The following is an 18,574-nucleotide window of genomic DNA, read 5'->3' on the forward strand; positions in this document are numbered from 1 at the left end:
CTCGTGGTGCGCTCAGCTTGCGAGTTGAGGTCGACCTGAAGTCAAGCGGGAAATTTCTGGTCGAGCCACTGCCCGAATGTCGGCCCGGCGATGACCGCGCCGGGTCCCGGCAGGAGGGCGCCACCGGCCTGCAATTCGTGATTCGGGTCGTCGGTGTCGACGATCTCTTCCACCCGAGCCGGTTCGCCCCGTCGCGCCGCCACTTCGGCCGCGGCCGCGGCCAGGTCGAATTCTTCCGGCCCGGCGATTTCGGCCGACTCCGGCGCGGACGGCGAGACGGCCGAGTCGGCCAGGTGTTCGGCGACCGTGCGGGCGGCGACGAGCCGCGCCCGATACTTCGGGACATATGCGGTGTCGCCGCGGGTCGTCCAGTCGAGCATCATCTCGGTGAATTCGTGGAACTGGGCCGCCCGCAGGATGCGCACGGGCACCGGACCTCGGCGGTAGGCGTGCTCTTGGGCGAGTTTCCCGGCGTAGTGCCCCGCGGTGAATCGGTCGATGCCGATGATGGAGATCAAGGCGATCCGCCGCACCCCGGCAGCGGCTGCCTCGCGTTGCACATTCCGCGCGACGGTGCGGAAGAAGTCGGTCACCGCTTCGGTGTCGGTGGTCGTCGCGTTCACCGCGTCCACCACGGCATCCGCGCCGGCCAGCGCTTGCGCCAAGCCGTCGCCGGTGTAGACGTCCACACCGGTCGATCTAGTGATCGCGACGACGTCGTGGCCCCGGCTCTCCAGTACGTCGATCACGTCCCGGCCGATCAGCCCACTTGCTCCGATGACTGCTACTCGCATGGCAACCTTCCTCTACTCACTGGTCCGGTGAGTAGACGAAGCGGCCACGGCCGGTGTGACAGGACCGGGTTCCGATCACAGCCGCGCCGCATCGGTCGATCCACGCTCGGCGGCAGCTGCTCGGGTCGTGCCCCTCAGAGGTCGGTTTCGAGTGCGCGACGGCGACAAGCCCGGCACGCCGCGGACTCGGAGGAAAACTCGGCACAGATAGGTGCGGCCGCCCTCGATCGGTGCGGCCGCACTGTCGGGCTCAGATGCACCAGACGGCGCTTCCGAGCGGAATGCAAAGAACGACCGAGCCCCACACCGGTGTCGCCGCGTCCGATGGCGTTTCGGCGGAAACGGCGGGAGCCGCGATGACACCCACGGACAGGGCCATTGCGGTCGCGGCGAGGATTTTCGTGATTCTGCTGGACATTTGTACATCCTTCGATTCGGGTGAATTTATCTCTGCTTATGGATTTCATAGTTCACCCATAGGGCGGTGAACGCCAGGCAAAGAAATGTGAAGGTCCCCGGTATTGCGTAACGGGGAGATCACCGAGGGTGCTTTTTCCAGGGCATAGACGTCGGATCGGGGGGTGAAACATACCGTAAGTTTTCTTGTCCCCCCGCTCACTACCAGAATTCGCGGTTCGAACGATGCCGGGTCTTCTTTCTCCGATCGAGACCCGGTTTCGTATGGTACGGGCAGGGCGCTACCGTATGCTGCCGCCGCGCCGCCGCCGAACACCTTTCGGATCGACCGCCACCACTGGGCGGTAACGGTGATCGTTACGTCCGAGGAAGACCGTCGAGCGGCCGCCGGACTCGCTGTGATCCGCTACCGGACACTTCCCACTGGAGGTGAGCTTTGCCCGAATTGGGGCAGTGGTCCGGCCCTAAACTGAGCGAATGGTGCAGCCAACGCCCTGGCAGTCGAACAAAACTGGAGACGGCGGGTCCGCCCAGCAGGATCAGGCGGTGGGCGGCATCGCACCGGGTAGCCCCCAGGCAATTCGGGCCGCACTGCGTGGGTATTGGGGCTATGTGTGGGCCGCCGTCGGTAGTCTCGTGACGCTCGTGTTGCTGTTCCAGCCCTGGATCACCGCCGCGGGCGCCGACGGCAGGGTCAGCACCACCGCGTTCGGCCGGATGGAAATCACCACGCGGTTCCTGAACGCCTGGTCGTCCTCGAGGCCGCGCACGCCCCACGTCACCGGCTTCTGGGCCCTGCTCGCCTGCGCCGCTATCGTCATCGCGATCTTGGCGATCGTGATCAACTTGCGCCTGCGCATCGATGCACTCAGTCGACTGGCGACGATAGCGACCCTGGTCACCTCGCTGTTCGTGCTGTTCACCGTGCTCTACATCAACAGCAAGGGCCCGGAGTTGAAGGCGATGGTGGGACGCAGTTCGGATCTGGGCGGACAGGTCGGATCGCTCATCAACTGGGCCTTCGGCAACGGCAGACTCGTCGTGCCGGGCGTTGGGCAGGTCGCGTATACGTCCGCGGGTCTCACGCCTTGGGCGCTGCTCGCCGGTGCGACGTCGCTCGCCTCGTCCGTCGCCGCCGTCACGCAGTGGATCCGCAACAGGTCCGGCGGTCTGTTCCAGCTGCCGTGGCGCATCAACGTCGTGTCGTCGAAGCGGCCCGCCGACACCGACGACGCGGACTGATCCGCCGGCTGCGCCGGGGCGGGCCGGAGTAGACTCGCCCGAATCACCGTATGAGTACGCAGTCCGAGGCGGTATCGCATGGTCGGCACAGAGGTACTCATCGCGGGCGCGGGCCCGGTCGGACTGACCGCGGCGATCGAGTTGGCCCGGCGCGGTGTCTCCTGCCGGATCGTGGACGCGCTGCTCGAACCGCCCCGCTATGCGAAGGCCGTGGGAATCCAGCCGCGAACGCTGGAGGTGTTCGAAGGTCTGGGCGTACTGCGCCGGATCCTCGACTCGGCAATCCAGTTGCGCGGCCAGCTGGTCTATGTCAACGGCGCCGAGGTGGCCCGGACGGAACTGACGCTGCCCGCTGACGTGCCCTACGGATTCGTCGGGCTACCGCAGTACGTGACCGAGCGAATACTCCGGGAGCGTTTGGCCGAAACCGGCACCCGGATCGAACGCGCCACCGAACTCACGACGTTCGACCAGGACGACAATGGCGTGCGTGCCGTGCTCACCGCCGCGGACGGCGAGCACACCGTCGACGCGCAGTTCCTCATCGGCTGCGACGGCGCGCACAGCATCGTCCGCAAGACACTGGGTCTGTCCTTCGAGGGGGCGGCGTTCACCGAGCAGTACATGCTCGGCGATGTCGAACTCGATTGGGCGCTGCCGCGCGGCTACGGCCTCCGATCGATGCGTCGAACCGAGGACGGCACCGACGACTTGCTGGTGTGCATACCGCTGCCGGGACGTGGCCGCTATCGGGTGTCGATGCTGGTCCCCGACGAACTCCTCAGCGCGGGAACGACCGGCCCCGACAAGCTCGGGCCCGGGTTCGAACGCGGACCGGGGCCGCAGCTGGGACATATCCAGCAGGTCCTCGATCGCCTCGCGCCCGAGCCGGTCACCGCGTCGAACCTGCGGTGGTCGTCGGTCTTCCGGATCGGTCACCGGATCGTCGATTCGTACTCGCGCGGAAGGGTCTTCGTGGCCGGCGACGCGGCGCACATCCACCCGCCCACCGGTGCGCAAGGAATGAACACCGGTATCCAGGACGCGCACAACCTCGCGTGGAAGCTCGCACTGGCGATCAGCGGCGACAGTGCGTCCCACCTGCTGGACAGTTACGACGCCGAACGCAGGCCGGTCGGCGCGGAGGTGGTCGGGCGGACCGTGCGCAGTGCCGGAGAGGGCATCGGGGCCGGCGAATCGGACCCCGATCTCGTCATCCGGCGTGCGGCCCAGCTGCTGATCGACTATGGCGACAGCCCGATCGTCGCCCGCACGCCCGACGGCGCGCCGGGTCCGTCGGCAGGAGTGCGGGCTCCCGATGCCACCGGCTTGAGCCGGGGCGCGGTCACCTTCCCGATCCGCCTGTTCTCTTTGCTCGGGCGGACCAACCACACCCTGCTCCTTTACGCCGACGCCACCACCCCAACCGACATCGGGGTACTGGAGGAGCTCGCCGATACGGCACGGCGGAGGGCGCACAGACGGCTGGACGTGTACCTTCTCACCGCACCCGGCGCCAGGGTCGATGAGACGCTGCTACCGGTCGTCCGGGATGGTGACGGCAATTTCGCCAAGGCTTACGGCGCCACCGGCGGAGCCGTCTATGTGGTGCGTCCCGATGGCTACCTCGGCTATGTACGGCACCGAGCCGCCGCGAACGACCTGGCATCGTACCTGGCCACCACCTTCCGCTGAACCGCGTGCGGCCGGCCCCAGCCGCACCGCGATCCGATCCCCTTGCGCATTCCGGACCTGATCGGGTACGCCGGATAGCAGGAGGTGTTCGATGCCGTCCGCACCCCGGTCCCCGACGCGGACCGAAGAGGTCACCGTGCCAGCGGAACGCACCCGGCTGGCCGGGGTCCTGGCTGTGCCACCGGACCGTACCGCCGTGATCGCCTTCGCACACGGCAGCGGCAGCGGCAGGCGCAGCCCGAGGAACCGGTTCGTCGCCGAGGTTCTCAACCGTGCGGGGTTCGCGACGATGCTGGTCGATCTGCTGACCCTCGAGGAGGAGAGCGACCGCGCGCACGTCTTCGACATCCCGCTGCTCGCGCGTCGCCTGGTCGAGGTGACGCACTGGCTGCGGACGCGGCCGGAACTCGGCGGGCTGCCCACCGGATATTTCGGGGCGAGCACCGGCGCGGGCGCCGCACTGTGGGCGGCGACCGAGCCGGGTACCGAGATCGCGGCGGTGGTCTCGCGGGGCGGTCGGCCCGACCTTGCCGGGCCGCGGTTGAGTTCGGTCCACGCACCGACACTGCTCATCGTGGGCGGTGCCGACAGATGGGTGCTCGGGGTCAACCGGGAAGCTCAGCTACGGATGCCATGTCCGAGCGAACTCGACATCGTCCCCGGCGCGACCCACCTGTTCGAGGAGGCCGGCGCGCTCGAACAGGTCGCCGATCTGGCCGCCCAGTGGTTCCACCGCCATCTCACCGCCGTGCCGCACTGAACACCACCGGCAGATCGTCGGGTCGAGGAGCGACTCGGGTGCCGAAGTCCCGGCTGATGTCCTCGATCTTCTCGCAGAGCCAGCGGGATTCGCTGCGCGGAGCCCACTCCAGACGCATGTGCCGCTCCCGCAGCGGAATCAGCCGGACTTCCGCCGAGCCGGGATCGATGCACACCAGGTACAGCGGATGCAGATCGGTGTGGTACCGCTCGTGGCCGCGGATGCCTTCGTAGTCGTCGATGACGTCGCCGCAGCCGTACAGGATCGGTTTGCCGCGGTAGATCTCGATCGGACGTGGATGATGCGCGGAGTGCCCGTGCACCAGATCGACTCCGGCGTCGATCAATCGGTGCGCGAACTGCGTTTCGGTGCGCGCGACTTCGTAGCCCCAGTTCGGCCCCCAATGCACCGAGACGATGCCGATATCGTTGTCGCGCTTGTGCGCCGACATCTCGGCCGCGACCTCCTCGGCCGCCGCGGCGCCGGGCGAGTAGCCCACCCGCCACAGCCCCGGCCTGCCGCGCCGTGCCGACCATGCCTCCGGAACCCCGCTCGAACCGGCCGCGACGGAGAGGATCACCACACGGCGCCCGTCGGCGAGTTCCACTGTGGCAGGGGCGCGCGCACTCGTGAGGTCGGCCCCGGCGCCGGCATGGTCGATGCCGGCGGTGTCGAGCGCGGCGAGCGTGTCGGCCATCCCGGGAAGACCGAAATCGAGGATGTGATTGTTGGCCAGCGCGCAGACGACCGGTGCGATCGCGGTCAGCGCGGGCACGTTGTCCGGATGCATTCGGTAATGGATGCCTTTAGCGGGAGCGAACGCGCCGTCGGCGGTGATCGAAGTCTCCAAATTGAGCAACCGCACCTCGGGGTCGATCCGGGCGAGGATCGGCAGGACATCGCCCCACAGTTGCCGGTAATCGACCGGATGGGTGAATTCGCCGTACGCGCGTTCGGCCAGATCGACGTAGGTTCGCGCGTCGTTGACATATCGTTCGCGCAGCCTCGGATCACCGGGATGCGGCAGAATCTGGTCCACACCTCGACCCAGCATGACGTCGCCGCCCAGCAGCACCGTCGCCATATATCCATTGTCGATCATCGGGGCGACAATGTGAATGTTCCGGTCGCCGGCGAACGCCACGAACTCTTGAAAACGAACTCGTGCCGCCTGCGGCGGAATTCGTTCTGATCACGGAAGATGTCCCGGGCCATGCGGCGCAGTTCGGCGCTTTCGAACGCGGTCAGGTCGATCGACCGCGTCTGCTTCGCGGCCATGATCGCCGCCCACCTGGCCGGGTGGGCGCATTCGACGGCCAGCTCCGTCAGCCACGTGCCGAACTGCCCGTTCGGCACCACGGCATCGATCATTCCGAGGTCGGCGGCGCCTGCCGCGTCGACGGGCCGGCATTCGTCCAGCAGGCGCTGCGCGGCTTCGGCACCGACCCGCCGCGGCAGGGTGTAGGTGTGGAATTCCGAGCCGGACAATCCGATCGTCCGGTAGTGCGGGTTGAACACCACTCGTTCCGCGGCGACGACCAGATCGGCGGTCAACGCGAGCATGACCCCGCCCGCCCCGGCGCTTCCGCTGACCGCGGCCACCGTGACCTGTGTGGAACAGGTCAGCATCGCCCGGCACACGTTGTTGATCGCCAGCAGGTTCCGCCACGCCGAGCCCTCGGGATCGTCGGACAGTTCCACCGCGTTCAGGTCGATGCCATTGCAGAAATACGGGCCGTCGTTCGCGAGCACGAGCACCTTGGTGTTCTGCGCCGCCGCATAGCCGAACGCGGCGAGCAATCGGTCGCACTGCCCGGTGCCCATGGCGCCGTTGTAGAAGTCGATGTCGAGGAAGCCGATTTCGGCCGAGCGCCGGTACCGGATCTCCCCGGGTGTCCCGCCCTTCGCGCGCGGCACCGCCTCGACCGGAAATCCCGCCGCGGCCAGGACCGGCACGGCCGGTCCTTTGCACGGCGGCCGGTCGCCGGTGAGGGCTTCGAGGCGGCCGATCCAGATACCGGCGTCGCCGCAGGCGACCTCGACGGCGTGGTGGCGGCGGCGCAGCGCGGTGCCGGGCGCCGCCCGAGGGGCGTCCTGTCCGCGGCAGGCGTCGTAGACCAGCATCGGCACGTTCCCGATGGTCGCCGACGCCCCGGGTGAGCCGTCACCCGCGTGAATGCGGCTCAGGATCGTGTCGGCGTCGTCGTTCCAGCGAATCTCGCGGTCGCGACGGTACATCGCGGGTCGGGTCCGCGCGTGTGCGACGGATCGAGGCAGCACGTCTTGCGGTGTGGGGGAGCAGGCCGGGTCGGCGGCCTTGTCCAGCGCTTCGAGCAGGCATTCGATCGCGGCGTCCGCGACCACCGTGTTGTAGACGGCGGATTTGCGTTCCGCGGGCAACGGGAACGTCCGCGTGCACCAGATGGGGCCTGCGTCCATTTCCTCGACGGCGGTCAGCGCCGTGACGCCCCACAGGGGTTCGCGCTCGCTGACCGCCCAGTCCAAGGCATGCGGGCCACGGTCGCCGACGGGCCCGGGATGGACGACGATGCACGTCCACCTCTCATGGACGTCGGCGGGAATCTTCGTCATCAGATACGGGCAGACGACGATGTCGAAGTCGTTCGTTCCGACCGCGGCGCGGATATCCGCTGCACAGCGTACGATTTCGGTCCGCGTGCGGCGTCCGGATCGGCGTATCGCGAGTGCGGCCCGTTGTGTCAGCCCGTTGTTCGCACTGGCGAGAACGAGCACGCGCTGTGTCATGGCCGGTTCTCTCGCCGACCGTGTCACCTGCTGGACATGGACAGCAATTGTTGCGGGTCGTCGGCGTAGACGGTGGCGATGATGTTCGCTCGCGCGGCGAGATCGCGGGCGAGGTCACGAATCTCGTCCGACGCTGTCGGGTCGGCATCGACACCGATCAGCAGATCACGGGTGTGGATCGCCGTCGCCTGCGCGCAGCGTCGCAGGCGGGCTTTCGCCACGGTATCGAGCGCGACCGGGCTCAGATAGCGCTGAATGTGCTCACCGCGGTCGGTGATCTGGTTGACGACCGATTCGGTCGCCGCGTCGGTGAGCCAACGTTCCGCGTCGGCGGTGATCTCGAAGACGAGATCGTGGTCTCGGATATCGGTGGGATTCCCGGAGGTGGTCAGCAGGGCCATGCTCGCGCGCCCGATCGCGAGGAACCCGCTCATCGCGTGGGCGAGTTGGACGTTCGGGTTTGCTGTCGGCAACTGATGGAGGCGTTGCCCGACGACGGTGACCCAGCAGGCGAGGTGTTCGGCTCCGGTATCGATCGACGTCATTGTCGGCATAGCGCGACCATACGCCGTGACCCGCGCGAGACAAACGAAGAAACGCTAGAAGTTCGCCAGATGTCGCGAATCGCGGTCGCGAGAGATGCGGGCCGAGCCTGCGGTCTCTGGTTCCGCCGCCACGGCGGTGCATCGGCCGATGTCTCGATCGTCTCGTTCGTGCCGTGCTCGGGCAGTACTCGCAGGAATTTTCGCGGGGTGGGCTTTCGTGCCTGCGTGCGCCTTCTGACCATGGCGGGGCAGGTGAGACGTCCGCTCACCGGCCTCGATTGCGGTAACTGTGACTGTGCCGCCGATCCCGAAAGGTGCGGCGACGCTGCGGAAATCGCATGTGCACGTGCATTTCCGGCATGAGTTGCCTTGGCCGCTACGGCACTTCGAGGAATGGCTCTGCGGACCCGCCGAGCGAGCCGGTGGGCCGCGAGGACGAGTCGACGCTGAGGGGTTGATTCAATGTAACATTCTAACTATCTTTGATGCATGAACTCCGGCCGGGACGCAGTCGACGAGAAGATCATGGACGCGGCCCTCGACCGGATCCTGCAGGTCGGGATCCGGCGCAGCAGCCTGGACGACATCGCGAAACGCTCCGGAGTCAACCGGGTCACCATCTATCGCCGTTTCGCCGGTAAGGAGAACCTGGTCGACGCCGTGCTGGAACGGGAGACTCAGCGCATGTTGGCCGAGGTCACGGCGATCGTGGTGACCTCGGCCGAGATCGACGTCCGGATCGAGGAGACGGTGCTGCATGTGCTGCGGCAGACGCGGATGCATCAGCTGGTCGGACGGCTGCTGACCGTCGCACCGGAAGAGGCCCTGGCCTTCTACACCGTGCGCGGGGCCCAGATGGTGTCGCTGGGCATCCGCTACATCGCCGGGCTGCTCGAACGCGCTCAGGAGTTGGAACTCATCGCCCGCTACGACGCCCTGCCGGTCGCGGAAATGATCGCGCGACTGGCCCATTCGGTCATGTTGACGCCCACCGCGTGCGTCGACTTCGCCGCGGACGACGCGACGCGCGAATTCGTCCGTGCCGCCATCGTTCCGATGGTGAAGCACGGGATCAGTGCAGGCTCGAAGGAGAGCAACGATGAACAAGCCACTTCCGCTGCGCCACCCCGACGCGCCGCGCAGGGTTCCCGGACTGCGACCCTTCGCACTGCTGCTGGGACTGGACAAGCCGGCGCCGGAGCAATGGCGAGATCTGGGCGAGGCGCTGCTCATCGGTGACCAGCCGATGGACGACCTGGTGGAGTGGATGTACCGGGAAGGCATGGGCCGCACTCGTCCCCTGTTCGAGCGGGCGCTGCGCGAGGGCATCGACAACGTGCCGGACGCTCCGGAGCCGTTGCGGGCCTTCTTCGTCCAGGTGGAGACTCCGCCCGAATGGCTGGACCGGGAGAAGCTCGCGCGTGCGGAGCGGGTGTTCCGCTGCGGCGGTGCCGACGGGATCTACATCGCGCGTGACGTTTCCTTCCTCGGCGGCTACCTCGCCTCGGGCTTCAACAAGACGTTGCTCCGCACGGGCGCGCTCGAGAAAGGGCCTGCCAAGCGATTCGCCGAAACGCTGCAGTGGGCGCTCGACGTCACCTCCGAGGGCGGGATGTCGCCACTGGGCCGCGGCTATCGGTCGACGATCCACGTGCGGCTGATCCACGCTCTGGTGCGCCGCCACGTGGCGGCGATGCCGGACTGGCGCGAGGACGAATGGGGGGTGCCGATCAATCAGACCGACATGGCCGCGACATTGGTCGGAGCCTTGATCGCTCCTTTTGTCGGCGGCCTGGCGATGGGGTTGTTCTCGACTCCCCGTGAACTGGACTCGGCCGCTCACCTCGCCCGCTACGTCGGGTGGTTGATCGGTGTCGAGGACCGGTTCCTGCCCAACGGATTCCGGGACTCCGTCCGCATTCTGTACCACAGTCTCACCGCCATCACGAACCCCGACGAGACCACACCGCAACTCGCCGTTCCGATGGCGGACGATCCGCTCCGCTGGCACTACCGGAACCTGCCCGCGCTGCGTGGGCGCATCGCGCGGGCCCAGCATCTGTCCATCGCGAGCGCCTTCCTCGGGCCGTCCGCTATGCGCGAGCTCGGCCTGCCCGCCTACATGCCGCCGTGGTATCCGATGCTGCGCATCCCGGTGAATATCGTCCGTAGTGCGCTGGCCCGGGTTCTGCCGGGCGGTCTCGAGCGTGCCACGGTACGGGGACGCCGGGAGCAGGAAGCGTTCCTGCGGACCCTCGTCGGGACCGAAACGGCCGTCATCGGCGCGTCCGCGCAGCACGTCGGCCACGCCGCCTGAGGCCACCGCAGCTGCGGGCGGGGAGCCGATCAGGCGTCCAGGCGGGCCTGGTAATCCCGGGCGAGATCGCGGAGTGCCGTAGCCCCGTCTCCGGCGAAGCTCGAACCGTGCATGATCGCCAACGTGGTGGGCGCCAACTCCGCCAGCCGGTTCAGGGTGGCGGGCACGGCGGGGCCCAGCGACGTGGCATGGAAGACGTCCTCCGCGACGCCTGCCTGCTCCACCAGATCCGAGGCGGTCAGCGCTGGTCCGTTGCCCATCTGGGTCATCAGGTCACCGCAGAGCAGCACGCCGGTGGTCTCCTCGTAGAGCACTCGCGCCTCCCAGTTGTGCGGCGCGTGCGGGGTGTCCAGGTGCCGCACGCGCCGACCGCCGAGATCGATCACCTCGCCGTCGGCGAGCCTGCGCGGTTGCCGGTCGGCCAGATCGTCGATCGAGACCAGGCACCCGAGGAGGCCATGCGCCACCTGTGCGTGCGGTGCGGCAGCGAGGAAGAGGTTCATCGCGCCGCATTCGTCCGCTTCCACATGCCCGAACGTGATCCAGCGCAACCGTTCCACCGGCATGATCCGCGCGATCTGTGCGGACACCACGGGGAACAGCGCCCGCATGCCGGTGTGGAACAGCAACGGCTCCTCGGCCGCGACCAGGAACTGGTTGAAGGTGAAGCCGGCAGGGCCGACCTCCGGAATGAAGGTCGAGATGCGGTAGATCTTCTCGGCTATCTCGTCGGTACGGGTGTCCATGAGGAGTCAATTCGCTGGTCGAAACGGTTTTCCTCATTCTCGTACCCTCGTTGGACTTCCACACAGCGAATTCGCAGTTTCCGCGGGCGGAGCGCAGGAGCTCGGTACCGCGCCGTGGTCGCGCGCGGAGGGTCTATGCCGCAGCGCCGCGTAAGCCAGTAGCTAGCTGTCGAGGGTTCGGGTTGCGAGGGCTGGAGGCGCAGGCTGAAAGGTGTGCGGTTCACTCTTCTTCTGGCATATATCCCGCTATCCGGGACTCATCCTATGATTATAAAAAGGATAGTAGTACTCTAAACTATCTACCTGCAGTTTCACTATGTGAGATTCGTGCATCGTCTCGGCGACGGTCCGAATCTAGCCAGCGAGGGAGTGTCGCGTGCTGGAAATCGATCACTTCAGCCACGGGTGGCTCACACCCATCGTCGCCTATCTCATGTCGTTCACCGGGTCATTGCTCGGACTGCGGTGCATGGCCAGATCCCGCACCGGTTCCGCACGCGATGGCTGGCTGCTCGCCGCGGCTGTCGCCATCGGCGGCACCGGAATCTGGGTCATGCACTTCATCGCGATGCTCGGGTTCGCCATCGACGGCGCTTCCATCCGGTACGACGTCCCGGTCACGTTGATCAGCGCGCTGATCGCCATCGCGGTGGTGTGGATCGGGCTGCGCATCGCCCACCAGCGGGCGCTGGGAACGCTGGCGCTGTTCGCCGGGGGCGGGGTCACCGGCCTCGGCGTCGGCGCGATGCACTACTCGGGCATGTACGCGATGAAATCGAACGCCACGATCGGCTACGACGGACGGATCGTCGCTCTGTCGATGGCGATCGCTGTGGTCGCCGCGACCGCCGCTCTGTGGTTCACCCTGCACGTCCGTGGCACGCTCGCCACCGTCGGCGCGGCGCTGGTCATGGGTGTCGCGGTCTCCGGCATGCACTACACGGGCATGTTCGCCATGCACGTGCACGAGACCGGGCACATGCATCCGCCGTCCGGAGCCGGCGCTACGCAATTGCTGACCCCGCTGATCGTGAGTATCAGCCTGGTGACCGTGCTGCTGCTCTTGCATCTCGGCGTCACGGAGGTCGACGACGAGAACACCTATGTTCCGCGAGGCCGGCATGCTTCCAGCTACTGGCCGACTCGTGACTGAGCGGACCATGCGGCGTCCTCTCGCCGACGAAGTTCCGACCGTGCCCGGCTGACGGGGCAGCCGCTGCTGCGGGCGGCCGCACGGCGGCACGGACGCGCGGGGAAGTTTTCGCTGCCGGATGCCGGGTACGCGCGCCGAGAGCCGGTTTCACGAGGCGACCGGCCGCTGTCGAACCAGGAGGTGGCGATGCGTATCGGGTACAAACTGGCAGCCGAGGCCTTCGGTCCGAAGGAGCTTGTCCGCCAAGCGATTCGGGCCGAAGAAGCCGGATTCGACTTCGTCGAGATCAGCGACCACTTCCATCCCTGGCTGGACAACCAGGGGCATTCGCCGTTCGCCTGGACCGTGCTCGGAGCCATCGCGGCGAAGACCGAGCGGATCGAACTCGCCACCGGAGTGACCTGCCCCATCCTGCGATACCACCCCGCGATCATCGCGCAGGCGGCGGCTACTCTCGCGATCTTGTCCGACGACCGTTTCACCCTCGGCGTCGGTTCGGGCGAGCGGCTCAACGAGCATGTCGTCGGCCGGGAGTTTCCGCCCGTGCGCATCCGGCAGCGGATGCTGCGCGAAGCGCTCGAGATCATTCGCCTGCTCTGGAGCGGCGGCTACCACTCCTACGACGGCGAGTTCCTGACCGTCTCCGAAGCTCGGGTTTTCGATCTGCCCGGCACGCTTCCGCCGATCGTGGTCGCCGGGGGCGGGCCGGAGGCGGCGCGGATCGCCGCCGAACTCGGTGACGGCCTGTTCGCCACCGAACCGAAGGCCGAGCTCGTCGATCGCTATCGCGCGGCGGGCGGCGCGGGCCCGCGTTACGCGGAGGTCGGCATGGCGTGGGCACCGGACGAGGAGACGGCCGCGAAGGCGGTGCTCGATACGACGCGCTGGGCGGTCACGGGGTGGAAGGTGATGAGCGAATTGCCGAACCCGGTGAACTTCGCCGCGGCGACCACCACCGTGCGCCTGGAAGACATCCTCGACAACTTCGCCTGCGGTCCGGACCCGGCCCGCTACCTCGACGCCGCGAAGCAGTACACCGACGCGGGCTTCGACCATCTCGTGATGCAGAACGCGGGCCCCGACCCGGATGGCTTCCTGGACTTCTACCGCAGGGAACTCGACAAGCCCCTCCGCGCCCTCACGCCGAGCGCCTGAGCGCGAAAGGTCGAACGGTGGGGCAGGGCGCCGCGCCCGACACCCTGCCGGTCGCGAGCCGCGATTCGGCAAGCCAAGTGCCCGGGCGCACTCAGCCGCCGGGGAGGAGCTTGCGGAGCAACTCGGTGAGCTGCGTCCGCTCGTCTGGTTCGAGGGCGGCGAAGGTCCGGTCCAGAAACTGGGGAATCCCCTTCTCGGCGTCGGCGACGGCCCGCCTTCCGGTCCTGGTGATCGTCACGGCGTAGGCGCGCCGATCGGCGGGATCGCGCTCGCGCCGAACGTAACCCGACGCCTCCAGATCGTCGGCGATGCCGACCATCACGCTGCGATCGATACGCAGTTCCTCGCTGAGCACCCGCTGCGAGCACGGGCCGACATCGGCCAGCATCTTCAGCACCAGGTGCTGGCCGACGCCCAAGCCCTGTTCCTGTGCGTGGGCCTCGGCCGCGCGAGCGACGATGGACGAAACCCGGCACAGGGCGATATCCGGACGCTCCGTGGCGAGTCTCGGAAGATAGTCCGCCTTCGAGTGCTCGGTCCTGGTCGGCATTCGCTCAGCATAGCGGCTCGTCTGCGGTCAGATCGTTTGACGACAGATGATTTACGCCCGTACTGTCGCAGATGATCTGCTCGCCAACTATCTCCAGAGAGATGGATGGCACATGATGTCACTCAACCTGTCCGCGGATGAAGTCCTGTCCACCACGCGGGCCGTGCGCAAACGGCTCGATTTCGGCAAGCCCGTACCGCGCGAGCTGATCGAAGAATGTGTCGACCTGGCCACCCAGGCGCCGACCGGACGAAACCGGCAGCGGTGGCACTTTCTGGTCGTCACCGACGACGCGCGGCGCGAGGTCGTCGCCGATATCTTCCGCCGCGCCGTCCACGCCGCGGGCGCACAGCCGCTCACCACCGCCGACGTGCGTCGCATGTCTGCTCATCCCTCGTCCATGCGCCGGATCGGCGCGGGGTTCGAGTATCTCTACGACAACATCCACCGAGTGCCCGCGTTCGTGATTCCCGCCGTCGAAGGCCGCACCGACCGCGCGGGCGTTCTCGAACAGTCCATGACCTGGGGGTCGATCCTGCCCGCGGTCTGGAGTTTCATGCTCGCCGCCCGCGCTCGTGGGCTCGGCACGGTGTGGACCACCGCGCACGCGCCGCTGGAACGGGAACTCGCCGCCGTGCTCGGCGTGCCTTACGAAAAGGTCATGCTGGCGGCGTTCATCCCGCTTGCGTTCACCATCGGCACCGACTTCCGGCCCGCGAAACGCGTCGACCGCGAACAGGTCCTGCACTGGGACAAGTGGTGACCACCGCCCGGACGGTCAGGCTTGCTGGGTGGCCGTGCCGCGGATCGTGGTGAGCAGGCGCAGGCAGCGTTCGGTCATGGCCTCGGGGGTGTGGCCGGGATGGTCGCTCCACCAGGAGATGGTGGTCGACACGATGTTGAACCATAGTGTGAGCAGCAGCGAGTGATCCTCGGCGTCGGCGTTGCCGGCATCGGCCAGTACCTGCGACACACCTGCCGAGCCCATGCCGTTCAAGGTGTCCTGGTATTCCCGGGCCACCGCGTGGGCCGCACTCTGCCGGGGGAGTGTGGCGTCGTAGATGATCTTCCAGTTCTGTGTGCGCCCGTCCAGTGCGTGAAAGATGCCGGTCAGCGTCGCGAGCGCCCGGTCGTGCGCACCGTGGGCGAACTGAGCGGCCGCGACCGCGTCGACGAGGCTCTTTCCGGCGCGGTGCACGCAGGCCGCGTGCAATCCGTCGCGGGAGCCGAAGTAGGCGTATACGAGTGGCTTGGAGACGCCCGCGGCAGAGGCGATCTCGGCGACGGAAGCCTTGGCGTAACCGCGTTCGCCGAACTCGGTGGTGGCGACGTCGAGCAGCTGCTCCTCGCGCTGCTCTCGCGGCACGCCCTTGGTGCCCGGCCTGCTCACGGAGCCTCCGGGGTGGGCGGGTGCGGGGTCGGGTCGATCAGCACGCCGGGATTGAGGATTCCCGCGGGATCGAGTGCCGATTTGGCCGCCCGCAGCGCCGCGGCGAAGGGTTCGGGGCGCTGGCGGTCGTACCAGGGGCGGTGGTCGCGGCCGACGGCATGATGGTGCGTGATGGTCGCGCCACCGACATGGAGCGCTTCCGATACGGCGGTCTTGATCTCGTCCCATTGCTCGACGCTGCGTCCCCAGCGGCCCGCGGCGTAGATGCCGAAATACGGCGCGGGGCCGTCGGGGTAGACGTGGGTGAAACGGCAGGTGAGCACACCGGTGACACCGGCGGATCGGAATGCGGCCGTGGTCGCTTCCTGCACCGCCGCGCGCAGGGCCTCGAAACGATCCCAGGTGCAGGCGGTCTCGAAAGTCTCCACGATCATGGACTGGGCCGCGAGCGCGTCGCGCTGGTACGGCATACGGAGGAACGACGAGCGCCACGTGTCGGCGGCGCCCGTGCGCGCCGAGTCCTCGGCCGAGTCGGTGGTGCGAACGCCGTCCGGGATCGTGCCGCCGTAGTCGCGGCAGATCCGCACCGCCCGGCGCATCGGTTCATCGACGGGGTGGTCGGCGGATTCGAATCCGAGGACCAGCACCCCACCGGCCGCGTTGGCGCCCGCGTTGATGAACGCCTCCACCGGATCCAGCAGCCGGCAGTTGGCTGGATACAGCGCCGACTGGGCGATGGCGCGCGTCGCGGCCACGGCCGCGCCGTCATCGTCGAACACCACCGACGCTCCGGACCGCCAGCGCGGACGATCCTGCACGCGCATCCACGCCTCGGTGATGACGCCGAGGATGCCCTCCGACCCGAGGAACATCCGGTCCGGCGATGGCCCCGCACCCGACGCGGGCAGCCTGCGGGATTCGCTGATCCCGGCCGGTGTGACCACCCGCATCGATTCGACCAGGTCATCGATGTGGGTGTAGACGGTCGCGAAGTGGCCGCCCGCCCGGGTGGCCAGCCACCCGCCGAGCGTCGAGAACTCGAACGACTGCGGAAAGTGCCGCAGCGTCAGATCATCCGGCCGCAGTGCCGCTTCCAGGGCCGGGCCGAGGATGCCCGCTTGGATCCGCGCCGCCCGGCTGGTGCGGTCGAGTTCGAGAAGCTCACCCAGGCGGCTCGTGTCCAGCGCCACGGACCCGGCGTAGGCGTCGGCGCATCGGGGTTCGACACCGCCCACCACCGATGTTCCGCCGCCGAACGGCACCACGGCGACGCCCGCGCTCGCGCACCAGTCCAGGATGTCGACCACGTCCTGCTCGGTACGCGGCCGCACTACTTGATCGGGTACGTGGTCCACCCGGCCGAGCAGGTTGCGCACCACGTCACGAAACGCCTGCCCGTGGCCGTGAGCGACGCGATCCACGAGGTCTTCCGAGGCCAGGCCGGCCAGCGTATCCGGCATCCGCACGCGTGGCACGGGCACGTTCAACGACTTCGGATCCGGCGCCTCGTGCACCGTCAAGTCGGCTTCCGGGAGCAGGGCCGCTACGCGATCGGTCAGCGCCGCACGCTCGGCGCCGGTCACCGCGTCCTCCTGATTGCCCCATCCCCACCACGACCTCGTCGCCATCACCCGGCTCCATTCCGACAACTGAATTGACCCGAGAGTAAATTACCTGTGGGTCAATTGCCAGCGGCGCCGGAGTTTCGCGTGCAGGTATGTGGTGAGGCGGCCGCCGCTACGGCGCGAGTGCGTTGTTCCGGGTGACGATCAACGGGTCCGTGGCGGTGAAGGGCAAGTCGGGGAGTGCGTCGAGGGCGACGCCGAATGTCGCCGCGAGCACTTTGCGGGAGTAAGCGCTCATCGAGGCGCGATAGCCGATGTCCGCGGGTGTGGGTTGGTCGAAGAAGATCAGCAGGTGGATCTCCGGCGAATCGACGACTTCGATGTGGTGCGGATAGGCGCGGGGCACGAAGTACACCTCGCCTTCGTGCACGGTGTAGGTGTCCAACGTGCCGTCCGGGTCCATGATCGTCATCCGCGCCGAGCCTCGGTGGACGTAACCCATTTCGGCGGTCACGGGGTGCCAATGCGGTTCGCGCATCCCGTCTTCCCGGACCCGTAGGGAGTACATCGAGATGTCGTGCAGCGCGGGCCAGAACTGGGCGCGAGCGGTGCGCGCCGAACCGACCGGCGAGTCCACCGGCGCTGGCATCGCCTCGAGCGCGAAGTGGTGTGGGTCGCCGAAATGCGCGGTGGGCGGGATGTCGGGCTCGCCGTCGCGTTCCACGACGAGCTTGGCGGTGGTGTCGCGCCGGATCTTCGCCCAGTCCTCGGCGGCCAGGTCGTAGGTGTTGCCGAGGACCGAATCGGTCATCGCGCCCAGAGCGGCGCTGAATCCGAAGTCCTCGGGGCGTTCGTGGCGGAAAGCCAGGATGAACTCCGCTTCGCTGTCGCCGACGTTCTCCACGTGGTGCAGCGCTCCGGAATCGATGTGGAACATCTCGCCCGCGCGCACCAGGAACGAGGAGAATCGGCTGCCGTCGTCCAGGACCGAGACCAATGCCAGCCCGGCGGTGCAGTAGGTGAGTTCGGTCGCGTTGGCATGCCAGTGCGGTTCGCGGACAGCGCCCGGTGCGAGCGTCAGGCGTTTGATCGAGAGCCCGCTGAGGATCGGGAAGCTGTCGGCGGTGAGCCTGGTGAGTGAGCCGAGTTCGCTGCGATAGATCTCTTCGCCCTTCCGCAGAGAGGCGACATGAATCGATGGACTTCGCACGGTTCCTCCTCGCTCACGGTCAAAGGATCGTTCCGGTTCGATCATGCCGGTATCGCTGCGCGATCCAGGTGGGAAACCCGTAGTCGGCAGGCGCGGGGTGCGCGCACAGATAGTGATATTAGTCACATCGATTCCGTACAGGAATGAATGTTCTTCACATCACACCATGTCATAGCCCAAAGTGTGCCGGGGTACCCCTATGAACTTTCCCAACCTCCGCGCGCCGATCCGATCGGGGTTCGCTAAGGTCCGATCTGCACGCTCGGGTC

General features: G+C 67.5%; 16 protein-coding genes and 1 pseudogene. 8 read left to right on the top strand and 9 right to left on the bottom strand.

The window, feature by feature from the left end:
• Window positions 1-41: 41 nt before the first annotated feature.
• Window positions 42-794, bottom strand: coding sequence for an SDR family oxidoreductase (locus LTT66_RS28385; protein WP_233061627.1), 753 nt, complete (start codon window positions 792-794; stop codon window positions 42-44).
• 894 nt (window positions 795-1,688) lie between these two features.
• Between LTT66_RS28385 and LTT66_RS28390 the strand changes: the two genes are divergently transcribed.
• The 3 genes and pseudogenes from LTT66_RS28390 to LTT66_RS28400 form a co-directional block, all read left to right on the top strand.
• Window positions 1,689-2,453 (top strand): hypothetical protein, encoded by a 765-nt coding sequence (locus LTT66_RS28390; protein WP_233061629.1) that lies wholly within the window; start codon window positions 1,689-1,691, stop codon window positions 2,451-2,453.
• Between the two features lie 78 nt (window positions 2,454-2,531).
• Entirely contained in the window at window positions 2,532-4,148 is a 1,617-nt protein-coding gene (locus LTT66_RS28395) for an FAD-dependent monooxygenase (RefSeq protein ID WP_233061631.1), read from the top strand.
• A gap of 103 nt (window positions 4,149-4,251) precedes the next feature.
• A pseudogene (locus tag LTT66_RS28400) lies at window positions 4,252-4,908 on the top strand (dienelactone hydrolase family protein); the annotation flags it as partial.
• On the opposite strand, the gene LTT66_RS28405 reads toward LTT66_RS28400, so the two are convergent.
• From LTT66_RS28405 to LTT66_RS28415, 3 genes are all read right to left on the bottom strand, one after another.
• A complete protein-coding gene (locus LTT66_RS28405) occupies window positions 4,889-6,010 on the bottom strand; it encodes a CapA family protein (protein WP_233061633.1) in 1,122 nt (373 codons plus the stop codon). The pseudogene LTT66_RS28400 and the gene LTT66_RS28405 sit on opposite strands and share 20 nt — an antisense overlap.
• Window positions 6,007-7,500, bottom strand: coding sequence for an enoyl-CoA hydratase-related protein (locus LTT66_RS28410; RefSeq protein WP_233061635.1), 1,494 nt, complete (start codon window positions 7,498-7,500; stop codon window positions 6,007-6,009). Before LTT66_RS28410 ends, LTT66_RS28405 begins: the two co-directional genes overlap by 4 nt.
• 197 nt (window positions 7,501-7,697) lie before the next feature.
• A complete protein-coding gene (locus LTT66_RS28415) occupies window positions 7,698-8,228 on the bottom strand; it encodes a hypothetical protein (RefSeq protein WP_157229855.1) in 531 nt (176 codons plus the stop codon).
• A 480-nt stretch (window positions 8,229-8,708) separates the two neighbouring features.
• Between LTT66_RS28415 and LTT66_RS28420 the strand changes: the two genes are divergently transcribed.
• Entirely contained in the window at window positions 8,709-9,458 is a 750-nt protein-coding gene (locus tag LTT66_RS28420; protein ID WP_233061637.1) for a TetR/AcrR family transcriptional regulator, read from the top strand.
• Window positions 9,373-10,536: an oxygenase MpaB family protein gene (locus LTT66_RS28425; RefSeq protein ID WP_332909696.1), complete on the top strand. Its 1,164-nt coding sequence runs from the start codon at window positions 9,373-9,375 to the stop codon at window positions 10,534-10,536. Before LTT66_RS28420 ends, LTT66_RS28425 begins: the two co-directional genes overlap by 86 nt.
• Window positions 10,537-10,565: 29 nt before the next feature.
• On the opposite strand, the gene LTT66_RS28430 is transcribed toward LTT66_RS28425, so the two are convergent.
• Window positions 10,566-11,282 (bottom strand): oxygen-binding di-iron domain-containing protein, encoded by a 717-nt coding sequence (locus tag LTT66_RS28430; protein ID WP_233061639.1) that lies wholly within the window; start codon window positions 11,280-11,282, stop codon window positions 10,566-10,568.
• Window positions 11,283-11,658: 376 nt separating this feature from the next.
• Between LTT66_RS28430 and LTT66_RS28435 the strand changes: the two genes are divergently transcribed.
• Window positions 11,659-12,435 carry an MHYT domain-containing protein gene (locus tag LTT66_RS28435; protein WP_233061641.1) on the top strand — a complete coding sequence of 259 codons (777 nt, stop codon included), beginning with the start codon at window positions 11,659-11,661 and terminating at the stop codon, window positions 12,433-12,435.
• A 186-nt stretch (window positions 12,436-12,621) separates the two neighbouring features.
• Entirely contained in the window at window positions 12,622-13,590 is a 969-nt protein-coding gene (locus LTT66_RS28440) for a TIGR03557 family F420-dependent LLM class oxidoreductase (RefSeq protein WP_233061643.1), read from the top strand.
• A gap of 91 nt (window positions 13,591-13,681) precedes the next feature.
• Here the strand turns inward: LTT66_RS28440 and LTT66_RS28445 are convergent, their stop codons facing one another.
• Window positions 13,682-14,140: a MarR family winged helix-turn-helix transcriptional regulator gene (locus tag LTT66_RS28445; RefSeq protein WP_233061645.1), complete on the bottom strand. Its 459-nt coding sequence runs from the start codon at window positions 14,138-14,140 to the stop codon at window positions 13,682-13,684.
• A 112-nt stretch (window positions 14,141-14,252) separates the two neighbouring features.
• Between LTT66_RS28445 and LTT66_RS28450 the strand changes: the two genes are divergently transcribed.
• Window positions 14,253-14,903 carry a nitroreductase family protein gene (locus tag LTT66_RS28450; protein ID WP_233061647.1) on the top strand — a complete coding sequence of 217 codons (651 nt, stop codon included), beginning with the start codon at window positions 14,253-14,255 and terminating at the stop codon, window positions 14,901-14,903.
• A gap of 15 nt (window positions 14,904-14,918) precedes the next feature.
• Here LTT66_RS28450 and LTT66_RS28455 read toward each other — a convergent pair whose 3' ends face one another.
• The 3 genes from LTT66_RS28455 to LTT66_RS28465 all read right to left on the bottom strand — a co-directional run bounded on the left by LTT66_RS28455 (window position 14,919) and on the right by LTT66_RS28465 (window position 18,350).
• On the bottom strand, window positions 14,919-15,530 hold the full coding sequence (locus tag LTT66_RS28455) for a TetR/AcrR family transcriptional regulator (protein ID WP_233061649.1): 612 nt from the start codon (window positions 15,528-15,530) through the stop codon (window positions 14,919-14,921).
• Window positions 15,527-17,158 carry an FAD-binding oxidoreductase gene (locus LTT66_RS28460; RefSeq protein ID WP_233061651.1) on the bottom strand — a complete coding sequence of 544 codons (1,632 nt, stop codon included), beginning with the start codon at window positions 17,156-17,158 and terminating at the stop codon, window positions 15,527-15,529. Before LTT66_RS28460 ends, LTT66_RS28455 begins: the two co-directional genes overlap by 4 nt.
• Before the next feature lie 109 nt (window positions 17,159-17,267).
• The gene (locus tag LTT66_RS28465) at window positions 17,268-18,350 is read right to left on the bottom strand and encodes a cupin domain-containing protein (protein WP_408638683.1); all 1,083 of its coding nucleotides are present in this window, start codon (window positions 18,348-18,350) and stop codon (window positions 17,268-17,270) included.
• Between the last annotated feature and the right edge of the window lie 224 nt (window positions 18,351-18,574).

The sequence above is a fragment of the Nocardia gipuzkoensis genome (genome assembly GCF_021183645.1).
Lineage (GTDB): Bacteria > Actinomycetota > Actinomycetes > Mycobacteriales > Mycobacteriaceae > Nocardia > Nocardia abscessus.

Excerpts from the sequence above, each read along its gene's own strand:
- LTT66_RS28385 (WP_233061627.1), bottom strand. The coding sequence starts at position 794 with ATGCGAGTAGCAGTCATCGGAGCAAGTGGGCTGATCGGCCGGGACGTG.
- LTT66_RS28390 (WP_233061629.1), top strand. The coding sequence starts at position 1,689 with ATGGTGCAGCCAACGCCCTGGCAGTCGAACAAAACTGGAGACGGCGGG.
- LTT66_RS28395 (WP_233061631.1), top strand. The coding sequence starts at position 2,532 with ATGGTCGGCACAGAGGTACTCATCGCGGGCGCGGGCCCGGTCGGACTG.
- LTT66_RS28405 (WP_233061633.1), bottom strand. The coding sequence starts at position 6,010 with ATGATCGACAATGGATATATGGCGACGGTGCTGCTGGGCGGCGACGTC.
- LTT66_RS28410 (WP_233061635.1), bottom strand. The coding sequence starts at position 7,500 with ATGACGAAGATTCCCGCCGACGTCCATGAGAGGTGGACGTGCATCGTC.
- LTT66_RS28415 (WP_157229855.1), bottom strand. The coding sequence starts at position 8,228 with ATGCCGACAATGACGTCGATCGATACCGGAGCCGAACACCTCGCCTGC.
- LTT66_RS28420 (WP_233061637.1), top strand. The coding sequence starts at position 8,709 with ATGAACTCCGGCCGGGACGCAGTCGACGAGAAGATCATGGACGCGGCC.
- LTT66_RS28430 (WP_233061639.1), bottom strand. The coding sequence starts at position 11,282 with ATGGACACCCGTACCGACGAGATAGCCGAGAAGATCTACCGCATCTCG.
- LTT66_RS28440 (WP_233061643.1), top strand. The coding sequence starts at position 12,622 with ATGCGTATCGGGTACAAACTGGCAGCCGAGGCCTTCGGTCCGAAGGAG.
- LTT66_RS28445 (WP_233061645.1), bottom strand. The coding sequence starts at position 14,140 with ATGCCGACCAGGACCGAGCACTCGAAGGCGGACTATCTTCCGAGACTC.
- LTT66_RS28450 (WP_233061647.1), top strand. The coding sequence starts at position 14,253 with ATGATGTCACTCAACCTGTCCGCGGATGAAGTCCTGTCCACCACGCGG.
- LTT66_RS28460 (WP_233061651.1), bottom strand. The coding sequence starts at position 17,158 with ATGGCGACGAGGTCGTGGTGGGGATGGGGCAATCAGGAGGACGCGGTG.
- LTT66_RS28465 (WP_408638683.1), bottom strand. The coding sequence starts at position 18,350 with ATGATCGAACCGGAACGATCCTTTGACCGTGAGCGAGGAGGAACCGTG.